This is a genomic window from Arthrobacter echini, assembly GCF_004803505.1.
GTDB classification, from domain to species: domain Bacteria; phylum Actinomycetota; class Actinomycetes; order Actinomycetales; family Micrococcaceae; genus Arthrobacter_D; species Arthrobacter_D echini.
Genome location: NZ_SSWH01000004.1, coordinates 132,415 through 151,678, shown reverse-complemented (window position 1 = coordinate 151,678; position 19,264 = coordinate 132,415). Strand labels below are relative to the sequence as shown.

At 68.8% G+C, this 19,264-nt stretch carries 19 protein-coding genes and 3 tRNA genes; 6 read left to right on the top strand and 16 right to left on the bottom strand.

Annotated features, from left to right (window positions below):
• The 9 genes from aroC to E8P82_RS06275 all read right to left on the bottom strand — a co-directional run bounded on the left by aroC (position 1) and on the right by E8P82_RS06275 (position 10,098).
• Positions 1–1,209 carry a chorismate synthase gene (aroC, locus tag E8P82_RS06315; RefSeq protein WP_136453642.1) on the bottom strand — a complete coding sequence of 403 codons (1,209 nt, stop codon included), beginning with the start codon at positions 1,207–1,209 and terminating at the stop codon, positions 1–3.
• 32 nt (positions 1,210–1,241) lie between these two features.
• The gene (locus E8P82_RS06310) at positions 1,242–2,123 is read right to left on the bottom strand and encodes a shikimate dehydrogenase (RefSeq protein ID WP_136453641.1); all 882 of its coding nucleotides are present in this window, start codon (positions 2,121–2,123) and stop codon (positions 1,242–1,244) included.
• A 3-nt stretch (positions 2,124–2,126) separates the two neighbouring features.
• Positions 2,127–3,371, bottom strand: a complete 1,245-nt coding sequence (gene mltG / locus E8P82_RS06305; RefSeq protein WP_246021022.1) for an endolytic transglycosylase MltG — start codon at positions 3,369–3,371, stop codon at positions 2,127–2,129.
• Positions 3,368–3,979, bottom strand: a complete 612-nt coding sequence (gene ruvX, locus E8P82_RS06300; RefSeq protein WP_136453640.1) for a Holliday junction resolvase RuvX — start codon at positions 3,977–3,979, stop codon at positions 3,368–3,370. The genes mltG and ruvX overlap by 4 nt, the downstream gene beginning before the upstream one ends.
• 8 nt (positions 3,980–3,987) lie before the next feature.
• Positions 3,988–6,666 (bottom strand): alanine--tRNA ligase, encoded by a 2,679-nt coding sequence (alaS, locus tag E8P82_RS06295; protein WP_136453639.1) that lies wholly within the window; start codon positions 6,664–6,666, stop codon positions 3,988–3,990.
• A 174-nt stretch (positions 6,667–6,840) separates the two neighbouring features.
• Entirely contained in the window at positions 6,841–7,134 is a 294-nt protein-coding gene (locus E8P82_RS06290) for a hypothetical protein (protein WP_246021019.1), read from the bottom strand.
• A 22-nt stretch (positions 7,135–7,156) separates the two neighbouring features.
• Positions 7,157–7,531 (bottom strand): DUF948 domain-containing protein, encoded by a 375-nt coding sequence (locus tag E8P82_RS06285; RefSeq protein ID WP_136453638.1) that lies wholly within the window; start codon positions 7,529–7,531, stop codon positions 7,157–7,159.
• 168 nt (positions 7,532–7,699) lie between these two features.
• Entirely contained in the window at positions 7,700–8,326 is a 627-nt protein-coding gene (gene rpsD / locus E8P82_RS06280; RefSeq protein WP_104181758.1) for a 30S ribosomal protein S4, read from the bottom strand.
• A 314-nt stretch (positions 8,327–8,640) separates the two neighbouring features.
• On the bottom strand, positions 8,641–10,098 hold the full coding sequence (locus E8P82_RS06275; protein ID WP_246021017.1) for a replication-associated recombination protein A: 1,458 nt from the start codon (positions 10,096–10,098) through the stop codon (positions 8,641–8,643).
• A gap of 157 nt (positions 10,099–10,255) precedes the next feature.
• On the opposite strand from E8P82_RS06275, the gene E8P82_RS15260 reads away from it, so the two are divergent.
• A complete protein-coding gene (locus E8P82_RS15260) occupies positions 10,256–11,038 on the top strand; it encodes an acVLRF1 family peptidyl-tRNA hydrolase (protein WP_136453637.1) in 783 nt (260 codons plus the stop codon).
• A gap of 124 nt (positions 11,039–11,162) precedes the next feature.
• On the opposite strand, the gene rpe is transcribed toward E8P82_RS15260, so the two are convergent.
• The 5 genes from rpe to E8P82_RS06245 all read right to left on the bottom strand — a co-directional run bounded on the left by rpe (position 11,163) and on the right by E8P82_RS06245 (position 16,068).
• Positions 11,163–11,813 (bottom strand): ribulose-phosphate 3-epimerase, encoded by a 651-nt coding sequence (gene rpe, locus E8P82_RS06265; RefSeq protein ID WP_136453636.1) that lies wholly within the window; start codon positions 11,811–11,813, stop codon positions 11,163–11,165.
• Between the two features lie 52 nt (positions 11,814–11,865).
• Positions 11,866–13,452, bottom strand: coding sequence for an RsmB/NOP family class I SAM-dependent RNA methyltransferase (locus tag E8P82_RS06260; protein ID WP_136453635.1), 1,587 nt, complete (start codon positions 13,450–13,452; stop codon positions 11,866–11,868).
• Positions 13,449–14,423 carry a methionyl-tRNA formyltransferase gene (locus tag E8P82_RS06255; protein WP_136453634.1) on the bottom strand — a complete coding sequence of 325 codons (975 nt, stop codon included), beginning with the start codon at positions 14,421–14,423 and terminating at the stop codon, positions 13,449–13,451. The genes E8P82_RS06260 and E8P82_RS06255 overlap by 4 nt, the downstream gene beginning before the upstream one ends.
• On the bottom strand, positions 14,420–15,034 hold the full coding sequence (def, locus tag E8P82_RS06250; RefSeq protein ID WP_136453633.1) for a peptide deformylase: 615 nt from the start codon (positions 15,032–15,034) through the stop codon (positions 14,420–14,422). Before def ends, E8P82_RS06255 begins: the two co-directional genes overlap by 4 nt.
• 149 nt (positions 15,035–15,183) lie before the next feature.
• On the bottom strand, positions 15,184–16,068 hold the full coding sequence (locus E8P82_RS06245) for a cytochrome (protein ID WP_136453632.1): 885 nt from the start codon (positions 16,066–16,068) through the stop codon (positions 15,184–15,186).
• 193 nt (positions 16,069–16,261) lie between these two features.
• Here E8P82_RS06245 and E8P82_RS06240 point away from each other — a divergent pair.
• The 4 genes from E8P82_RS06240 to E8P82_RS06225 all read left to right on the top strand — a co-directional run bounded on the left by E8P82_RS06240 (position 16,262) and on the right by E8P82_RS06225 (position 16,944).
• A tRNA-Gly gene (locus tag E8P82_RS06240) sits at positions 16,262–16,335 on the top strand.
• A 52-nt stretch (positions 16,336–16,387) separates the two neighbouring features.
• Positions 16,388–16,458, top strand: a tRNA-Cys gene (locus E8P82_RS06235).
• A 25-nt stretch (positions 16,459–16,483) separates the two neighbouring features.
• Positions 16,484–16,558: transfer RNA gene (locus E8P82_RS06230), tRNA-Val, on the top strand.
• A 137-nt stretch (positions 16,559–16,695) separates the two neighbouring features.
• Positions 16,696–16,944, top strand: coding sequence for an antitoxin (locus E8P82_RS06225; RefSeq protein WP_136453631.1), 249 nt, complete (start codon positions 16,696–16,698; stop codon positions 16,942–16,944).
• Positions 16,945–17,045: 101 nt separating this feature from the next.
• Here the strand turns inward: E8P82_RS06225 and zapE are convergent, their stop codons facing one another.
• Together zapE and E8P82_RS06215 are read right to left on the bottom strand one after the other, a co-directional pair.
• On the bottom strand, positions 17,046–18,080 hold the full coding sequence (zapE, locus tag E8P82_RS06220) for a cell division protein ZapE (RefSeq protein WP_136453630.1): 1,035 nt from the start codon (positions 18,078–18,080) through the stop codon (positions 17,046–17,048).
• Between the two features lie 132 nt (positions 18,081–18,212).
• Entirely contained in the window at positions 18,213–18,617 is a 405-nt protein-coding gene (locus E8P82_RS06215) for a VOC family protein (protein ID WP_136453629.1), read from the bottom strand.
• 92 nt (positions 18,618–18,709) lie between these two features.
• Here E8P82_RS06215 and E8P82_RS06210 point away from each other — a divergent pair, with 92 nt between their 5' ends.
• Positions 18,710–19,183: a nucleoside deaminase gene (locus E8P82_RS06210; protein WP_136453628.1), complete on the top strand. Its 474-nt coding sequence runs from the start codon at positions 18,710–18,712 to the stop codon at positions 19,181–19,183.
• Positions 19,184–19,264 lie beyond the last annotated feature (81 nt).

Here is a 19,264-nt window from a genome sequence, read left to right as displayed (position 1 = left end):
TCAGGATCCGGCGGAGCCCAGGAACTCCGGGATGCTCTCGAGGTACGTGCGCAGGTTGCGGGCGGTCTCCTGAAGACTGTCCCCGCCGAACTTCTCGGTGACGGCGTCCGCGAGGACGAGGGCGACCATCGCCTCGGCCACCACGCCGGCCGCCGGAACCGCACAGACGTCCGACCGCTGGTGGTGTGCCCGTGCTGCTTCCCCGGTCCTGACGTCCACCGTGCGCAAGGCCCTCGGGACGGTGGCGATCGGCTTCATCGCGGCGCGCACGCGCAGGACCTCCCCGATGCTCATGCCGCCCTCGATCCCCCCGGCCCGATTGCTGGCTCGTGCGATCCTGCCGTCGTCGTCGCGCACGATCTCGTCGTGGGCCGCCGTGCCCCGCCGCGCGGCTGTGACGAAGCCGTCACCGATCTCCACGCCCTTGATGGCCTGGATTCCCATGAGGGCAGCTGCGAGACGCGAGTCCAGGCGCCTGTCCCAGTGGACATAGCTGCCGAGCCCGGGTGGCAGACCGTAGGCAAGGACCTCGACGACGCCGCCGAGTGTCTCGCCGTCCTTCCGCGCGGCGTCGACCTCCGCGACCATGGCGTCCGAGGTGTCGCGGTGGAAACAGCGCAGGGGATCGGCGTCGAGCGCGATGAGATTCTCCGGTCCGGGCAGTGTCGCGTCATCGGGGACGGAGACGGTCGCGATGGACACGGTGTGACTGACCAGCCGGATGCCCAGTCCCGCCAGGAACTGTGCGGCGACGGTACCGAGGGCAACCCGGGTGGCGGTCTCACGGGCACTGGCGCGCTCCAGGACCGGACGCGCCTCGTCGAAGCCGTACTTCTGCATCCCGGTGAAATCTGCATGGCCCGGCCTCGGCCGGGTCAGCGGTGCATTGCGCGCGGACGCGGCGAGGTCCGCGGCGTCCTCCTCCCCCAGCGGATCCGCGGACATGATCCTGTCCCATTTCGGCCACTCGGTGTTCGCGACCTCGATGGCCACGGGGCCGCCCTGCGTGAGTCCGTGCCGCACACCACCGGTGATCCGGACCTCGTCGCGTTCGAACTTCATGCGGGCGCCGCGGCCGTAGCCGAGCCGGCGTCGCGCCAGGGCATCCTGGATGTCGGAGCTGGTGACACCGATCCCTGCGGGTATCCCCTCGATGATCCCGACCACGGCCGGACCGTGGGATTCTCCTGCTGTCAGCCAACGCACCATGGCTTCCATACTGCCATGCGGCGCCGGACGGATCAGTGCCGGGCAGCGCCCACTGCGTCATACATCGCGTCCAGGACCTGGGCGCGATCCTGCCGGACCTCGGGGAAGAAGAGACGGACCTGTTCCGCCGCCTGCTGGATCAGCATGTCGAGTCCGGGGATCATCGTGCCGCCGCGCTGCTGCCAGAGGGAGGCCAGGGCACTGGGCCAGGGATCATAGGCGACGTCGAGCAGTCTCCCGGTCGTGGCGAAGTGCGCATCGGCCCGGAGCCGGTCGGCGAGTCCGTCGGCCCCGCGTGGCGGGAGGGTCGAGACGAGGACGTCGGCCGCACGCACCGACCGGACGCCCTCGTCCCAGGGGACGATTCCGATCTCCACACCGAGCTCACCGCCGAGGCGGTGCAACTCCCCGGCCACGGCGGCCGGGCGGCGGACGAGCACACTGCACTCCGCTGCTCCGAGCCGCGCGAGGGCCGCGATCGCTGCCGCCGCCGTCGCCCCGCCGCCGAGGACGGTGGCCTGCTCCACGCGCTGTACGCCGGCAGCGACGAGCGCGCCGGCCACCCCGGAGACGTCGGTGTTGTGCCCCGTGAGGACCCGGTCCGAACCGGTGCCGGTGACGACGACGGTGTTGACCACCTCGAGGACGCGTGCGGGATCGGTGATGTCGTCGACGAGCCGCGCCATGGCCGCCTTCACCGGCATGGTCACGGAGACCCCGCGCCATCCGGGGCTGCGACGCACCTCGTCGACGAAACCGGGCAGACGATGTTCGTCGACGTCGAGGGCGCTGTAGGCGCAGTCGATGCCAAGGGCCTGGTACGCAGCCGCGTGGAGTCTCGGGGATTTCGAGTGCCCGATCGGTGACCCGATCACGGTGGCCCGGAACCGCCCGGCGCCGAGCTCAGGCGGCACGGGCTACTCGCACTGCCCTTCGTTCTCCGAGCACCACTGTTCGTATTCCTGGACGTACCCGAGATGCTCGGCGTACGTCTCGGAGAACTTCGTCTCACCGGTCTCGAGATTCACCGTGACCCAGAAGTAGAACGGCACATCCGCCGGGTTCACGGCGGCGTCGATGGCCTCGTCACTCGGTGAGCCGATGGGTCCCTCGGGGAGACCGGGGTTGGCGAAGGTGTTGTACGGATTGGATTTGTCCGCCTTCTCCTCCGGGGTGAGCTGATAGGTCCGCTCACCCAGTCCATAGGCGACCGTCGCGTCGGACTGCAGGTAGCCGTTGGTCTCGGTGTTCCCCGGGGTCAGCCGGTTGGTGATCGACCCGGCGACGGTGGCGTAGTCGCCCTCCTGCGCCTCGGCCTGCACGATGCTGGCGATGGTCAGGATCCGGTACTGCTCGTCCGGGTCCGTCACCCCGTCCTCGACCAGACGATCGGTGGTGGCGGTGATCATCTCGGTGAGGATGTCCGTGGCGGTCGCGTCGATGTCGAAGCGGTACTCCCCCGGATGGAGATAGCCCTCGAGCGACAGGGCCTGTGGGGGAAGCCCGAACTGCGCCGGATCGTCGGCCAGGGCCGTGAACTCCTCGACCGGTATGGCCGTGGCCTCGGCGAGGATGTCGAGGACCTCGTTCTGGCGCAGGTCGCGGGCGATGGCGGCATAGGAGACGAGCGTGGGATCATCGCCGAGCAGTGCCTCGGCTGCCTCCGCGGACGACATCTGCTCCCGCAGCTCGTACTCGCCGGGCTGTACCTCCCGGCCCTCGGAGATCTCGCTGAGGGCTGTCACGAAGACACCCGAGTCGGCGACGATGTCCTCACTCTCCAGCGCGTTGCCGATGGCCAGCGCTCCCGCGCCCTGCTCGACGGTGAACACCGTCTCCTCCCCGCCGGGACCGGCGTAGTCGGTGACCTCGTTGAAGCCGATCAGGTCGCGGAGAAGCAGAGCGGCGCCGTAGACGGTCCCGGCGAAGACCAGCAACACCACGAGGACGATCACGGTGCGACGACGGCGGCGCCGCTGCCGGGCCTTCACCTTCGGTGCCTCCGTGTAGGACCCGTCCTCGTCCTGCTCCGTGAAGAACTCCTCGACCGGCTCGGGGTGGTCGTTCCAGCCGTCCTGGTCGTCGGTGCCGCTGTACACGGTGGCGCCACCGGCCTCGTCGGCGCCCTCGGTGGAGGAAGCGGCGTCGGTCTCGCGACTCACGATCCCGCTTCCTCTCTGCTCGATGACATGTTCTTCATGGCTGGCTCCTCCGTCGGGTTCTGCGGTGGGCGCTCGACGCCCGCGACCTCGGGTGCATGGACCGGATCCCCCACGTCACGACCACGTGATCGTTGCATGTCGATGGCGTGCTGGAGTATTTCGACGGCCGCCACCTGATCGACCACCTTACGATGCTCACGGCTGCTGAGGCCAGCCGCGTGAAGGGAGCGATGGGCCGAGACCGTGCTCAGGCGCTCGTCGACCAGGCGAACCGGGATGGACCGGGACTGGCGTGCGAGCTCCTCGGCGACGAGTCCGGCGTACGTCCTCGCCATGTCGGCGGACGCTCCTTCGCGACCGCTGAGATTCTTCGGCAGCCCGATGACGATCTGCACCGCATCACGCTCGACGGCCTCCCGCACCAGCAGTCGCACGTCGTGGTTCCGCCGCTGATCGCGTTTCAGCGTGCGGACCGGAGTCGCGAGCAGAGCATCCCTGTCGCTGGCTGCCACACCCACTCTGGCCTGCCCCACGTCGACACCGAGCTTCGGACCGTAGGGGTAGGCAGCCGCACTCTCGTCGCCCGTCGTCGGTGGCCGTCCCGTCATCGCAGACCTCAGCGTTCCGCAACCGCCGTGCGGATTGCCGCCAGGGCGTCGGGGATGCGCGAGGCGTCGGCGCCGCCGCCCTGGGCGACGTCGTCCTTCCCGCCACCACCACCGCCGAGGATCGTCGCGGCCGTCCGCACCAGCGCACCGGCCCTGATGCCGGTACTGCGGGCACCCTCGTTGGTCGCCACGAGGACCAGTGGGCGGTCCTGCGAGACGCCGGTGGCTGCCACCACGGCGGGTTCGGACCCCAGGCGCCCGCGCAGATCCAGCACCAGCGTCCGCAGCTCGTCGGCACCTGCGATCTCGCCGGCGTCGTGGGCGATCACGCGCACCCCGTCGACGTCGATCGCGGTGTCCACGAGGGCCCCGGCAGCGGCGACGAGCTGTTCCTTGCGCAGCCGGTCGAGTTCCTTCTCGGCATTCTTGAGTCTGCTCAGAGTTGCGCTCAGACGCTCGGGCAGCTGGACGGACGGCACCTTGAGCATGTCCGAGAGCTCCGAGACCAGGGCACGCTCGGCCGCCAGGTGACGGAACGCGTCGAGACCCACCAGGGCTTCCACGCGCCGGTTGCCCGACCCGACCGATTGCTCGCCGAGCAGCGTCAGGCTGCCGATGAGCGACGTCGAGGCCACATGCGTGCCACCGCACAGCTCCCGGGAGAAGTCCGCGTTCATCTCGACGACGCGCACGGTGTCGCCGTAGGCCTCCCCGAACAGCGCCGTCGCGCCGAGCTCCTTTGCCTCGGCGAGCGACATGATCTTCGTCTCCACCTCGTAGTTGTTGCGGATGGCGATATTGGAGACCTCCTCGATCTCCGAGCGCGCAGCGGCGCTGATGCCCTCTCCCCAGGAGAAGTCGAAGCGCAGGTACCCGGCCTTGTTGAACGAGCCGCGCTGCAGCGCCTCCGGCCCGAGGATCTCGTGCAGGGCGGCGTGGACGATATGCGTCCCCGAGTGCGCCTGCTCCCCCGCGTGCCGCCGCTGACGGTCCACGGCAGCAGTGACGCGGGCGCCGGCAACCGCTTCGCCCTCACGGACGACCGCGCGGTGGACGCTCAGCCCCTTGAGGGGACTCTGGACATCGAGCACCTCGAGGACGAAACCGTCGCCGGAGATGAGTCCGACGTCGGCCGCCTGGCCACCGGCCTCGGCGTAGAACGGTGTCTGGTCCAGGACCACCTCGATCTCGTCGCCCTGCAGCGCACTCGGGATGGACTGTCCCTTGTCCAGGAGGGCGACGACGACCGCCTCCGAGGTGAGCTCGTCATATCCGGTGAAGATCGTCCGGCCGCGTCCGAGCAGCTCGGTGAACACGGACAGATCGGCGTGACCGGCCTTCTTCCCGCGCGCGTCGGCCTGGGCCCGCTGGCGCTGTTCGAGCATCAGCGAGCGGAAACCCTCGGCGTCCACGTCGAGTCCGGCTTCCTCTGCCATCTCGAGCGTCAGGTCGATCGGGAAACCGTAGGTGTCGTGGAGGCTGAACGCATCCTCACCGGACAGCGGGCGTTTCTCGGCGAGCGACTCGCGGACGGCCTCCTCGAGCCGTGCGGTGCCGGAGGCGATGGTCCGCAGGAACGCCTTCTCCTCTGCGTAGGCGATCCGGCTGATGCGCTCGAAATCCGCCTCGACCTCCGGATAGGACCCCTTCATCGCGTCCCGCGAGGCCGGGAGCAGCTCGGGCAGGCATGCCTTCTCCACCCCGAGCAACCGCATCGCGCGCACTGCCCGCCGGATGAGGCGGCGCAGCACGTAGCCGCGGCCCTCGTTGGAGGGGCTCACCCCGTCGGAGATGAGCATCAGGGAGGATCTGATGTGATCGGCGACCACCCGCAGGCGTACGTCGTCGGCGTGGTGGGGATCCTCCGCCGACTCGGCGCTCGTGTAGGTCTTCCCACTGAGGGCGGCGGCGCGATCGAGCACGGGGCGGACCTGGTCCGTCTCGTACATGTTCTCCACGCCCTGCAGGACCATCGCGAGGCGCTCCAGGCCCAGGCCCGTGTCGATGTTCTTCTTCGGCAGTTCGCCGAGGATCTCGAAGTCGTCCTTGCCGATGCCCTCGCCGCGCTGGTACTGCATGAAGACGAGATTCCAGATCTCCACGTAGCGCGCGTCGTCGGCCTCGGGGCCACCGTCGACTCCGTAGGCGGGTCCGCGGTCGTAGAAGATCTCGGAGCAGGGTCCGGCGGGGCCTGGCTGGCCGGTGGACCAGTAGTTGTCCTTCTTGCCCATCTTCTGGATGCGCTCCGCCGGAACGCCGACGCCGTCACGCCAGATGGCCAGCGCTTCCTCGTCCTCGTGGTAGACCGTGATCCAGAGCCGCTCGGCGGGCAGACCGAAGCCACCCTCGGCCGGACTGCTGGTGAGCAGTTCCCAGGCCATGCGGATCGCGTCGGCCTTGAAGTAGTCGCCGAAGGAGAAATTGCCGCACATCTGGAAGAAGGTACCGTGCCGTGCCGTCTTGCCGACTTCCTCGATATCTCCCGTGCGGATGCACTTCTGGACGCTCGTCGCCCTGTCGTACGGAGCTTCCTCGCGCGCCGTCAGATACGGGATGAAGGGCACCATCCCGGCGACCGTGAACAGGAGGGAAGGGTCGGAGGACACCAGCGACGCGGAGGGCACCACGGTGTGCCCGTTCTTCTCGAAGTAGCTCAGCCAGCGACTGGCGATCTCATGGGACTTCATGGGGCAGATCCTTCGGTGAGGTGGGCGGTGCACAGTGGCGCGGCGGTCCGGACCACACGAGCCGGGGCCTTCCGACGGACCGTTCCGGCAGCGGTGACCGCGCCTCCTGCCGCGCCGCGTCCGTGAGGCTCCGGCAGGAGGTGACGGACGTACCGCGATCGTTGATGCGGGTGATCAGCGCAGGGACCGCCGGGTGGGGTGAGGAGCAGTCGCCTCGGCTGCGACCACCGCGGTATCAGGGGCTTCAGGGGTAGGCACCTCGACGCCGAGGGCCGAGCGCAGGTCGTTCTCCCGCTGCGTCATGGCTGTACGCAGTGCGTCGGCGAAGTCGGCGATGCTGTCGCTGATCTGCCCGACGGCGCGATTCACTCCCTGGGGACCGAGAGTGGCCTTGGCCTGGGAAACCTTCCGTACGGCGACGACACCGATGGTGATCCCGGCAGCCAGCCAGAAAGCTCTTCTGATCATCGTTCTCTCCGTTTCAGTGGGGCTAACGGCTGCGGCGCCGACGCGTGGGAACAGTCCTGGCGGCGAACGCGGAGCGCACCGCGTAGGAGAACGCCGACACCTTGATGAGCGGCGCACCGATCGTCGCCGCGACCAGCGATGACAGCGCGGAGATGTTGGCCGAGGCGTCCGAGACGTTCGTGGTGATGCCGTCGACCGTCTTGAGCTGCTGGTGCGTGGTGCTCACGGTGCTCGTGACCTCCTCGATCAGCGGGGTCGTCTCATCCGTGACCGTGCGGATGGTCTTGCGCAGCTCGTCGAACACTCGGCCGAGCTTCCAGATCGGCACGGCGAGCAGCAGCACCAGGACGGCGAACACGCCAGCAGCTATCAGGCCCGCAATGTCTCCACCTGACATGGGCGGTCTCCTTTACGCAGGGGTGGCCTCGTATCGAGGCCGGGCATGGGGATTCTTGCTCTTAGTACCTTACAGAAGGAAGAGCCCGTGGCATCGCCACGGGCTCTTCCTCGGCATGCCGTCGTCGGCGCCCCGATCCTGATCAGGCGCCGACCGGGATGCGGTGGATCAGCGAGCGTAGTACTCGACGACGAGCTGCTCTTCGCAGGTCACGGGGACCTCGGAGCGCTTCGGTCGGCGCACGAGGCGAGCCTGGAGCTTGTCGAGCTGCACGTCGAGATAGCCGGGAACCGCGGGAAGGACGTCACGGTGCGCACCTGCGGCGGCAACCTGCAGCGGAACCATGGTCTCACTGCGGCTGTGGACGTGGATGAGCTGCCCCTCGGCCACGCGGAAGGACGGACGATCGACCCGGGCGCCGTCGACCATGATGTGGCGGTGGACGATCAGCTGGCGGGCCTGGGCGCTGGTGCGGGCGAATCCGGCACGCAGCACGAGGGCGTCGAGGCGCATCTCGAGCAGCTCGATCAGATTCTCACCGGTCAGACCTGCGGTGCGGCGGGCCTCTTCGAAGACACGGGCCATCTGGGCCTCGCGGATGTTGTACTGGGCGCGCAGACGCTGCTTCTCGCGCAACCGTACGGCGTAGTCGCTGTCCTGCTTGCGACGCGCACGTCCGTGCTGGCCCGGCGCATAGGGCCGGCGCTCGAGGTACTTCTCTGCCTTCGGGGTCAAAGCGATGCCGAGGGCCCGCGAGATGCGAACCTTCCGACGGGCACGTGTGTTGTTGGCCACGTCTACCTTTCGATGTTTTTGCGGCGAAGAAACGGACTCGACCGCGAGGGCATCCGCACTTCCTGGTGTCGCTGGCCTCCACTTGCGGAGAGCCGGGATTGGCCGCTTCCCGGTACTACAGTCCGCCACCCCGGCCGCCACCGCTGCACACAGCAGATATCCTGCTGCGGACCACGGGGAGACGGCTGGTACACGACGACTTGCCAGTCAGCGTCCAATGCTAGCAGTCACGGTGGGGAGCAACCGAATTCGGCCGGCACGGATGTGGCCGGTGCGCCCCTGACGGCTACTGGCGCAACCCACCCCCTGTGCCCCTACTTCCCGCGGATGATGCGGCGTAGCCGGGACAGCCGCGAGGCGATGTCCCGCTCCATGCCACGGTCGGTCGGCTCGTAGTAATTGCGTTCGGCGAGGTCGTCCGGTGCGTACTGCTGGGCTGCGATCCCGTGTGGCTCGTTGTGCGAGTACGTATAGCCCTTGCCGTGGCCGAGCTGCGCGGCGCCCGGATAGTGGGCGTCCCGCAGGTGCGCGGGAATGCCCTGGCCCCGGCCGGCCCTGACGTCGGCGACGGCGGCATTGATGCCGTTGTACGCGGCGTTGGACTTGGGCGCGGTGGCGATGTGCACCACGGCTTCGGCGAGGATGAGGCGGGCCTCGGGCATCCCGACGAGCTGCACCGCCTGTGCTGCCGCGACAGCGGTCTGCAGTGCAGTGGGGTCGGCCATCCCCACATCCTCCGCTGCGGAGATCATCAGCCGCCGGGCGACGAATCTCGGATCCTCCCCTGCCTCGAGCATCCTGGCGAGGTAGTGCAGTGCGGCGTCGACGTCGGATCCGCGGAGGGACTTGATGAAGGCACTTGCGACGTCGTAGTGCTGGTCCCCCGCGCGGTCGTACCGCAGGGCGGCTACATCCACGGCTTTCTCCGCGTGCTCCAGTGTCACGAGCGCAGGAAGCACCTCCGTGTCCGCGTCCTCGGCTTCCTCGCCCTCAACTGAGCCCTCTACCGAGCCCTCCGCTGAGCCCTCCACCGGCGTCGCCTGCTCGGAGCGGGCGACGCCGGCCGCGGCCTCGAGAGCGGTGAGCCCGCGCCGGGCGTCGCCCGCCGCCAGGCGGACGAGGTGATCGAGCGCCTCCTGGGAGACCTCGACGGATCCGGCCAGACCGCGCTCGTCCTCGACCGCGCGCTGGAGCAGGCCCCGGATGTCGGCCTCGTCGAGTGGGCGCAGTGTCTGCAGCAGCGAGCGGGACAGCAGGGGCGAGACCACGGAGAAGGACGGGTTCTCGGTGGTAGCGGCGATCAGCACCACCCAGCCGTTCTCGACGCCGGGCAGGAGTGCGTCCTGCTGGGCCTTGTTGAAGCGGTGGATCTCGTCGAGGAACAGGATCGTGGTCCGTCGGTACAGATCGCGCGCGGTCAGTGCCTCGTCCATCACCCGCCGCACGTCCTTCACCCCGGCCGTGACGGCCGAGAGTTCCACGAACGTGCGGCCCCGGCCGCGTGCGATCACGTGGGCGAGCGTCGTCTTACCGGTCCCCGGTGGACCCCAGAGGATCACCGACGAGGGGGCAGCATGTGCACCGGGATCCTGCTCACCGGCGAGAGTACGCAGAGGTGAGCCCCGGCCGAGCAGGTGCTGCTGCCCCACCACCTCGTCCAGGCTGCGCGGTCGCATCCGCACGGCAAGGGGGCTGCGCGGGCCGCTCCCCGAGGAACTTCCACCAGGGGCGGGCGCGTCGTCCTCCGCTGCTGCGCTGAACAGGTCATCCACGCACTCCACGTTACTGTGGGCACCTGACCCCTCGGCGTCCTGCAGGCGCGTGGCCGTGGTTCGCGCGGGTCCGCGAGCTGTCCGGGCTCACCGTCGCGGGCTAGGTTTCCTTACCGACTGCACGTCGCGCCCCATTCCCGACCATGAAGGACACGCCATGTCCCCGACCAGATCGGTCCTCGTCGAAGCCCACCGCCTCGAGGGCTGGCTCAGCCGGTTCCGGGCCCGCAACGGCATGTACACGGTGGGCCCGGACACCGGGGGGTCCGCGGACTCGCTGCGGATCGTCGCGTCGAACGGGTGTACGGCCGTCCTGACTCCGCCGCTTCCACGCGGGCTCGACGTCGTTCCCGCGGACCCGCTTCCGGACGGCCGGGACGCAGCGCCCGAACCACCTTCAGGTGGTCCCTGCACAGCACCCACACCGCCTCCCGGACCGCCTGGTGCCGACCGGCAGCCGGCCGCAGGCGACGCCGGGTCCGGGCCGATCGCGGCGATGCTCGGTGCTGTCGACACGAGAATCCCCGTCGGCCTGCTCCTGCTCCGCCGCGGTGGCTACTCCGTCGGCGTCGCACGGGACGGACGGGTCGTGTCCTCCAAGACCGGCACGCGCTACGTCCAGGGCAGAACCGCCGCCGGGGGATGGTCCCAACAGCGGTTCGCCCGTCGGCGTGCCAACCAGGCCGCTTCTCTGGTGGAGGAGACCGCGGTCCGTGCAGCCGCCCTCTTCGTCGCGGAACCGCCGTCCTGCCTTCAGCTCGGCGGGGACAGGACGCTGACCACCCTGGCGCTGGCGGAACCGGTGCTGAAGCCGTGGGCGGGCCTGCCGCAGACACCGTTCCTGACGGTTCCCGATCCCCGCTTCGCCGTGCTCGAGGAAGCCGCCAAAGCAGCGCTCTCGATCCGGATCACCGTGACGGACCCTCCAGAGGCCGGCTGATCCACGCCGGCGAGCTCGCACCGACTGAGTGTTCCGGCATCTCTGCTTGTGCCGGCATCTCTGCGCCGGCGAGAGCTGATCCTCGCCGTCCAGGCGGCGGACCGAACAACCTCCAGCGGAAGCATCAGCGTGAGGCGGCCGTGCGCAGTGCCGCGATGGCGGCTGCGGCGTCGTCGGCCCCATACACGGAGGAGCCTGCGACGAACACCGTGGCGCCTGCATCCGCGGCACGCTCGATGGTCTCGGCGGTGATGCCGCCGTCCACCTGGATGACCAGGGGAAGACCTCCTCCCCGGATGGCGTCCGCAGCCCTGCGGATCTTCGGCAGGGTGAGGTCCAGGAAGCTCTGTCCGCCGAAACCGGGTTCCACGGTCATCACGAGCAGCATGTCGAGCTCGGCCAGCATGTCGAGATAGGGCTCCACGGGTGTGGCGGGCCGCAGTGCCATGGCGGCCCGGGCACCGGCGTCACGCAGTTCGCGGGCCAGCTTCACCGGTGCGGTGGCCGCTTCCGCGTGGAAGGTCACGGATGCCGCCCCGGCCTCGGCGTACTGCGGCGCCCAGCGGTCCGGGTCCTCGATCATGAGGTGGATGTCCAGTGGCAGAGGGGTGACCTCGCGGATCCGCTGGACCACGGGAAGCCCGAGGGTCAGATTCGGTACGAAGTGATTGTCCATGACGTCCACGTGCACGGCGTCTGCTGAGCCGATGCGCTGCAGTTCCGCCTCCAGGTTGGCGAAATCGGCCGAGAGGATGCTCGGGTTGATCTGGGTCATGATCGTTCCTTCCGTTGGGCCGCGAAATCCTCCGGCAGTCTCCCCGGCACCATCAGGCGGTCTTCCGGAGCAGGGCGAGGTACATCGCGTCGGTGCCGTGGATGTGCGGCCAGAGCTGTGCGCTGGCCCCATGGCCGGCGTCCAGTGCGCCGCCGATACTCACGGCGTCGAGCGCCGCTCCCGCGTCCAGGCGCTCGAACTCCGGACGCCCGCGCAGGCAGTCGTCCACGACCACGTCCGTCTCGGCGTGGTGCGGGGAACACGTGACGTAGGCGACGACGCCGCCCGGAGCAACGGCGTCGAGGGCTGCGGTGAGCAGGTCCCGCTGCAGGGGTGCCAGTTCCACGAGATCCGCGGGCCGCCGGCGCCAGCGGGCTTCCGGTCGACGGCGCAGCGCACCGAGACCCGTACACGGTGCGTCCACGAGGACGCGGTCGTATTCTTCCGGTTCATTCCGTCCCGCCTCTCGGCCGTCACCGACCCGCACCGTCCAGGAAGCCTCCGGCAGGGGCCGAAGCGCCTGGCGCACCAGCTGGGCGCGGTGCGGAACCGGTTCGTTCGCCACGAGATGGACCCCGGCATCCTGCCCGAGCGCCGAGAGCAGCGCGCTCTTCCCTCCCGGTCCCGCGCACAGATCGAGCCAGCGCTCCGGGCGGTCAGCGCTGTCCCGTCCGTCGGTTCCCAGCTCGACGGCGGCGAGGGCTCGCGCCACCAGTTGCGAGCCCGAGTCCTGCACACGGATGGTGCCCGTGCCGATGCCGGGCAGTCGGCTGATGTCCCCGCCGGAGTAGTAGGCGGAATCAGGAGCAACGCGCCCGGGCTCGGCGCCGTCGTCGAGCACCTGCTCCAGCGTCCCGAGACCGGGAAGCGCCACCAGGTGCACCATGGGCGCGGCGTTGTCGGCGGCCAGCAGGGCCTCGAGCTCGGAGACGTCGCGTCCGTGGGCCACGAGGGCCTGGCGGAAAGCCCGGACGATCCATTCGGGGTGGCTGTGGGTCAGGGATGCGATCCGCACCGGGTCCGTCAGTCCCCCGACGAGCACGTCGATCCAGCCCTGGAGGTCGCGGGCGCTGACCTTGCGGAGGACGGCGTTCACGAGGGACGAGGGACCGGCGCCGATGACGGCCCGCACCAGAGCGACGGTCTGATCGAGAGCGGCGTGCGCGGGTACGCGCATCCCGAGCAGCTGGTGCACCCCGATCCGCAGCGCGTCCAGCACTGCGGGGTCCAGCTGGTCGAGCGGTCTGTCGACGCATCGGGCCAGAACGGCGTCGTACGTTCCCTGCCCCCGCAGTGCGCCGTAGGTCAGTTCGGTCGCGAAGGCCGCATCCCGGCGGTCGAGGCGGTGCTTGCGGATACTGGCCGGCAGCACGAGATTGGCGTAGGCATCGTCCGCCGCGACCGCCCGCAGCACCTCGAAGGCCACGAGGCGCGCCGGGTCCGCCCGGCGCGTGCGCTGCGACGGCGCGGCACCGGAGAACTTCCGCTGCCCGCCGCGATTGCGCTCGCGGCCCTGGTCGTCCCGACGTCGGTGACCTCCCTGACCTCCCTGACCTCCGGAGCCCGTGGACCTGCCCGGCTCCCCCGACCCGCGCGGTCCTCCGTCGCCGCGCGATCCGCGGGCGGATCCTTCCGTCATTCGAACACCAGCTCCCCGCGCAGTGCTGCGCCTCGTGCCCAGTCCAGGGCGTTCATCATCGTCCTGCCCGCGGGCTGGAGGCGTCCCAGGACGACCGGGTCCGAGCCCGTGCCCACCAGCACATGCGTCCCGTCGACCCGCACGGTGCCCGGCGCCAGTGCATCCCGGCGTGCGCCGCCCTGGTCGGTCGTCGCTGCAGGCACGGCGTCGTCGTCCTGCGCAGTCCCGGCACTCGTCACCGGCTCGAGCTTCACGCGCTGACCGTCGAGGGTCGTCCACGCACCGGGTTCGGGGGTGACGGCATTGATGCGCCGCCGCACTCCGACGGCAGGTTGGGACCAGTCGATCCGGGCGTCGTCGATGGTGAGCTTCGGTGCCGCGGTCGGCTCACCCGTCTGCGGCGTGGGTGTGAGTTGCCCTGCCTCGATCCCGGACAGCGTCTGCACGAGCAGGACGGCTCCGCTGCGCGAGAGGCTCTCGAGCACCTCGCCGCTCGTGGCGGACGGCTCGAGGGGCTCGGTCATCATGCCGAAGACCGGCCCCGTGTCGAGTCCCTTCTCGAGCAGGAACGTCGTCGCGCCGACCACGTCGTCGCCTGCCAGCACCGCGTGCTGTACGGGCGCCGCGCCGCGCCAGGCGGGAAGCAGCGAGAAATGCAGGTTCACCCAGCCGTGCCGGGGCAGGGCGAGCGCAGCCGGCGGGACGATCCCGCCGTAGGCGACGATGGCCGCGGCGTCGAGTTCGAGGGTCTCCAGCTCCGCGATGAGTTCCGGCGTAAAGCGATTCGCCTTCAGCACGGGCAGCCCGAGTTCGTCGGCGGCCGTGGCGACGGCACTCGGCGTCAGGACCCTGCGCCGCCCGACCGGCGCATCGACGCGCGTCAGGACGGCGGCGACGTCGAGTCCCGCATCGACGAGCGCGCGGAGGGACGGCACGGCGACCTCCGGCGTTCCCGCGAAAAGGACCCTCATCGGCTCGCCCTGGATCTCGTCGTTTCCTCGCGCTGTGCCGGCGGCACCGGCGGCGCGCCCTGGACGAAGCTCGAGCCGAGTGTGCGGGAGCGTTCGGCCGCCGTGCGGGAGGTCACCGTGTTGTAGTCGGAACGCCGGATGGCGCGCATCGCGTTCCTCCGGTCCTCGCCCACGAGCCGGTCGATGTAGAGCGTCCCGCGTAGGTGATCGGTCTCGTGCTGCAGGGCACGTGCCAGCATGCCCGTCCCCTCGACCACGATCTCGCTGCCCGAGATGTCGAGCCCCGACACCCGTGCCCAGTCCGTCCTGTCGATATAGCTGCCGACACCCGGGACGGACAGACAGCCTTCGACGTCGGACTCGCCCTGCGATGCTCCCCCGGTCTCCAGCACGGGGTTCACCACGTGACCTTCGGCGCCGTCGACCCGGTAGGTGAAGACCTGCAGGCCCACCCCGATCTGGGGCGCGGCAAGACCAGCACCCTGGACATCGATCATCGTCTCGGTCATGTCCTCGACCAGCCGAGCCAGCTCCGGGCCGAAGTCCGTGACCGTGGCCGCCGGTGTGCGGAGGATCGGATCGCCGATCATGCGAATACTCAGGACGGACATCGGTTCTTCATTCCTCACGTCGGTCACGCTGGCTGCTGGATGTGCAGCGCAGCACGGTGGATGTGGTCACGGCAGGCTCGGGCTACGAGGTTCCCGTCAATCCTAGTGCGGCGGTGCTCCCGGCCCTCGCCGTACCGGTGGACTGGCCCCTATGCGGACAGCGTCGAGGGCGCGGAGTCCCCGCCGGGGGAGGTTCGCGGCGGAGGGCCGATCGGCAGGAGTGCACGGCCGGCTTCCTCGGCCTGGAGTCCTGCCTCCCAGGCACGGCGCAGTGCGCAGAAACGTATCCAGTGCTGCTTCAGCACTGCCGGGTTGGCCCGCATGGCGCGTACCTCGGTCTGGCCGACGGCGACACCGAGGAGAAGGGGCTGCTCGCCGTGAGCCCACGGACGCCACTGGCCCTGCTCCGGGTCCACCAGGGACTCCTCGGCCTTCATGCCGGCAACGAGCTGCATGACCACCTTGTCATCGAGCGCCTTCACGAAACCGTCGCGATCCGTCTTCTTGGTCTTGTAGTCGATCAGACAGGTACGTCCGCCGATGGTCGCCACGAGATCGAGTGTGCCCGCGTAACCCAGCTCCGTGTTCCAGACCGTCAGTTCGGCCTCCACGGGCCTCACGTCGTAGAGCTCCCACCATTCGTCGAACCGCTGGGCGAAGCCCGCCTCGTCGTGCTCCTCGAGGGCGAGGCGGGCGGCGTCGAGCTCGTTCGGCCGCCCGAGGGCGCGCAGCGCCACCTGCTCGCAGTAGTGGTGCACGCGGGTGCCGCGCAGCGCAGCGTCGTCGCGATAGCGCTCGGCCGCTGTTGCTGCCTCCCGCACGGCCACCCTCAGTTCCGACGGCTTGCCGAGCGCCCCGGGAAGGCGTGGGTCACGCGACAGCGCGCTGGCGGCCATGTGGCCGAACCACCCGCCCAGTGAGCTGGGCAGCTGCGATATCACGGTGGTGATCGAAGGCACCGACGGCTGCGCCGAGGTTGATCGGGCGTACATCCTGCCGTGCGGCGTCGCGTGCGCGAGGAGGGGAGCTGTCATGGTTCCACTGTCCCAGATCCCTCTGACAGGTGCCTCGCCCGGACCCGCGCTCGCGCTCGACCAGCCGCTGCAGGCGTCACTGGAGGATTGGACGAACCTCCTGGCGTCCTATAGTGTTTCCTCTCGTTGGAAAGCGAAGAAAGACCGCAGAATGCGCAGCGTCGAGCGGCTCTTTGAGTACTGATTTCCTTCTGCGGACGTAGCTCAGCTGGCTAGAGCACCACCTTGCCAAGGTGGATGTCGCGGGTTCGAATCCCGTCGTCCGCTCGCAAGTCACCGTTGGGTCGGAAGTATCCGGTCACCGAAGCGATTCGGTCATGGTGGGGTGGCCGAGAGGCGAGGCAGCGGCCTGCAAAGCCGTATACGCGGGTTCGAATCCCGTCCCCACCTCGCACGGTACGAGCACCATGCAGATGGGCGATTGGCGCAGCGGTAGCGCGCTTCCCTGACACGGAAGAGGTCACTGGTTCGATCCCAGTATCGCCCACCACGGCGCCCCTTCGGGGGCGCTTTTTCGTTGGCCGGGATCAGGGCACGACTGCGGCTCACAGGACATTTTCCGCTTCCTGGCCTAGGATGGCGGCAACGGAGACGGATGTGCGTCTCCATCACCGAAAGGAGGTGTCCGTGGGTTTATTGGACGGGCTCAAGGACAAGGCCGGCACCCTCGCGGGTAAGGCGACCGATCTCGTTGGCGAGAATTCCGACAAGGTGAAGGACGGCCTCGGTAAGGCTGGCGACTTCGTCGACAGCAAGACCGACGGCAAGTACTCGCACCGAATCGACGGAGCACAGAACAAGGCTTCGGAGATGGTCGACAGGATCGACAAGAAGAACGGCAAGGGCGACGTAAGCCCTCCTCCGCCGGCCGTGTGATTCCCAGCCTGGCAATAAGGAAGCGCCGGTCCCGCCGAGAGGCGGCACCGGCTCTTCTTATGTTCGGCTCCCCCATCGGTACCGAGAAACCGCCGCGAGAACTAGCGAGCGACGTCGCTCCCCTGGCGTGCGAGCGCGGTCAGGCGGGACACCGCCCTGTAGTACTTCTTCAGATATCCCCCACTCATCATCTCGTCCGTGAACAGATGATCGAAGGTGGTACCACTGGCCATGATCGGCACGTCGCGATCGTAGAGGCGATCGGCGAGAACCACGAAGCGCAGGGCGACGGACTGCTCCGTGATGGTCTTCACGTCGTGCCACGCGACCGCGTCGACGCCGTCGAGCAACTGGCGGTACCGACTCGGATGCACGCTCGCAAGGTGCTGCACCAGTTCGGCGAAGTCGTCCTCCGCGACCACACCCGCCGGGTAGGTTGCGATGCGCTCCCGGAGGGAGGCTTCATCGAGCGGCTCGGGGGCCTCGGGCAGTCCGCGATGACGGTAGTCCTCGCCGTCGATCCTGACGACCTCGAACTGGTCCGCGAGCACCTGGATCTCGCGCTGGAAGTCCTCGGCGGCGAACCTGCCGTCGCCGAGCGAGCCCGGCAGGGTGTTCGAGGTGGCGGCGAGTTTGACACCGGCGTCGGCGAGTTCACGCATCAGACGTGACATGAGCACCGTGTCGCCGGGATCGTCGAGCTCGAACTCGTCGATGCAGACCAGGCTGTACGTGCTCAGGGCATCGACGGTCTTGCGGAAGGTGAGGGCGCCCACCAGATTGGTGTACTCGACGAAGGTTCCGAAGGCCTTCTGCCCCGAGGATGCGTGCCAGAGGGAGGCGAGCAGGTGGGTCTTGCCCACGCCGAACCCACCATCGAGGTAGATGCCGGCCCTCGTCGGATCCTGTTTGCCGCCGCCGAACAGCTTGCGCAGACCCGACGGCCTGGGCTCGTCGACGGACGTGGCGAACTCTCGCAGCTTCACCACGGCCGCCGACTGTGAGGGCTGCTGAGGATCAGGGCGGTAGCTGTCGAAGGAGACATCCCCGAAGCGCGGTGACGGGTAGAACCCCCTCAGCAGTTCGTCCACGGAAACCTTCGGTGCGCGCTCTGTCAGGTGTTCGATGGATGGCACGGATCTTGCTGCTTTCTCTCGCCTGCAGGGGTTCGGTGTGCGCCCGGGGCGGCCGCATCGCTAGGCAAGACTACGGCACCAAAGCCGTTCGAAAGCTGCGAAATCGGCTGCGACGGTCTTATGTGAAGCGCGTCACGCTCGCGGTGAGGAGTTGCTCGTGAAGAACTCCAGGGCCGTTCCGTCGGGATCCTTGAAACTCAGCGCTGTTCCATAGGATGCGTCCACGAGACCGCTGTGCTCGACGCCGAGCGTGCTGAGGTGCTCGGCCCACGATTGGAGGTCCTGCCGCGTGTCCACGCCCAGGCCCAGATGATCCAGTCCTGGCGTGAACGGCGAGAAGGACGCCCCGCTGGGACGCGTGTGCTGAGTGAGGCCGAGATTCGTTCCGTCCGGCAGGGTGAACAGGCGCCGCTCGAGATTCTCTCCGGACAGTTCGCCCGACGGCGGAAAGCCCAGGACACGCTGATAGAAGTCGGTGCTGAGCTCCAGATTGCTGACGGTCAGGGCGAGGTGATTGATTCCGGTGACTGTAGGCATGACTCCAGTCAACCCCACCCGCGTCCACAGGGCGTCCTCTTCACCTGCCGTGCAGTGCACTAGATTGAGGTCCTCGACGTCAGGAGCTCACCGTGCAGATCCATCCCCCGATTCTTCGACGCTGTGTGGAGCTTGCTGCGGAGGCGCTCGACGCCGGCGACGAACCGTTCGGGTCGGTGATCGTGAATTCCGCCGGGGAGATTCTCCACGAGTCCCGCAACCGGGTCGGTGGAGGAAATTCGACTCGTCATCCCGAGTTCGACATCACGCAGTGGGCCGTCGCCTCGTTGAGCGCAGAGGAACGGGCCAGCGCGAGTGTCTACACTTCCGGTGAACACTGTCCCATGTGCAGTGCAGCGCACGCCCTCGTGGGCCTCGGGCCGATCGTCTTCGCGTCCAGCACCGATCAGCTTTTCACCTGGTTGCGGGAATGGAAGCAGGAGCTCCCGGCCTTCACTCCGCTACCGGTCACCGCCGTCGCCCCCGGAGTCCGGACGTACGGCCCGTTCCCGGAGTACGAGCAGGTGATGCGGGACCTGCATGCGCGTGCCCGGAAAGTCGCCTGAAGCGGGACCTGTGAAGCGCCAGGGGATCCTGGACCGGAGCCAGCCATGACACGGCGTCCGGCGCACGGGCCGACACGGCGA

Bases quoted from the DNA above. Each gene is read 5' to 3' on its own strand.
- aroC (WP_136453642.1), bottom strand. From the start codon at position 1,209: ATGGTGCGTTGGCTGACAGCAGGAGAATCCCACGGTCCGGCCGTGGTC.
- E8P82_RS15260 (WP_136453637.1), top strand. From the start codon at position 10,256: ATGTCCCCGACCAGATCGGTCCTCGTCGAAGCCCACCGCCTCGAGGGC.
- E8P82_RS06245 (WP_136453632.1), bottom strand. From the start codon at position 16,068: ATGACAGCTCCCCTCCTCGCGCACGCGACGCCGCACGGCAGGATGTAC.
- rpe (WP_136453636.1), bottom strand. From the start codon at position 11,813: ATGACCCAGATCAACCCGAGCATCCTCTCGGCCGATTTCGCCAACCTG.
- E8P82_RS06215 (WP_136453629.1), bottom strand. From the start codon at position 18,617: ATGCCTACAGTCACCGGAATCAATCACCTCGCCCTGACCGTCAGCAAT.
- E8P82_RS06285 (WP_136453638.1), bottom strand. From the start codon at position 7,531: ATGTCAGGTGGAGACATTGCGGGCCTGATAGCTGCTGGCGTGTTCGCC.
- E8P82_RS06255 (WP_136453634.1), bottom strand. From the start codon at position 14,423: ATGAGGGTCCTTTTCGCGGGAACGCCGGAGGTCGCCGTGCCGTCCCTC.
- ruvX (WP_136453640.1), bottom strand. From the start codon at position 3,979: ATGACGGGACGGCCACCGACGACGGGCGACGAGAGTGCGGCTGCCTAC.
- def (WP_136453633.1), bottom strand. From the start codon at position 15,034: ATGTCCGTCCTGAGTATTCGCATGATCGGCGATCCGATCCTCCGCACA.
- alaS (WP_136453639.1), bottom strand. From the start codon at position 6,666: ATGAAGTCCCATGAGATCGCCAGTCGCTGGCTGAGCTACTTCGAGAAG.
- E8P82_RS06290 (WP_246021019.1), bottom strand. From the start codon at position 7,134: ATGATCAGAAGAGCTTTCTGGCTGGCTGCCGGGATCACCATCGGTGTC.
- E8P82_RS06260 (WP_136453635.1), bottom strand. From the start codon at position 13,452: ATGACGGAAGGATCCGCCCGCGGATCGCGCGGCGACGGAGGACCGCGC.